General features: G+C 71.9%; 1 protein-coding gene. It reads left to right on the top strand.

Going from position 1 to position 513, the window contains the following annotated elements; all coding sequences use genetic code 11:
• Positions 1-59: 59 nt before the first annotated feature.
• On the top strand, positions 60-513 hold a 454-nt coding region (locus tag JMF90_RS39900; protein WP_201326637.1), incomplete at its 3' end, for an oxygenase MpaB family protein.

Raw genomic sequence — 513 nt, 5'->3', positions numbered from 1 at the left:
AACGCGACGAGTGGGATACCCCCGACGGCGAGTAATCCGCCACCCGAGCCGCACCCGCCATGACGACGCCGCCCAGCCGCCACCCCACCGCACCCGCGCCGGGCCCGCGCTGGGCCGAGCCGATCCGCAAGCGGCTCGTGGCCGGCATCACGCACCTGACGGCCGGCGGTGGCGGTCCATCGATCGATCTCTCTTCACCGCCTGGCGACCCAGGGCTGTTCGGCCCCGACGCCGTCTGCTGGCGCGTGCATGCCGATTTCACGTCGATGATGACGGGCGGCATCGCCGCGCTGCTGCTGCAGGCGCTCCACCCGCTCGCGCTCGCGGGTGTCTGGGATCATTCGTCGTTCCGCACCGACATCTTCGGCCGCTTGCGGCGCACCGCCACGTTCATCACGGGAACGACGTTCGGCAGCCGCGCGGACGCGCTCGCGCTGATCGAACGCGTGAAAGCGATCCATGCGCACGTCTCGGGCAGCGCGCCGGACGGACGGCCGTACCGCGCCGACGATC

It is taken from the genome of Burkholderia sp. E168m23 (genome assembly GCF_016586125.1).
Lineage (GTDB): Bacteria > Pseudomonadota > Gammaproteobacteria > Burkholderiales > Burkholderiaceae > Burkholderia > Burkholderia orbicola.
The sequence above is the reverse complement of the archived record's forward strand: the minus strand, read 5'-3'. Positions and strand labels throughout refer to the sequence as shown.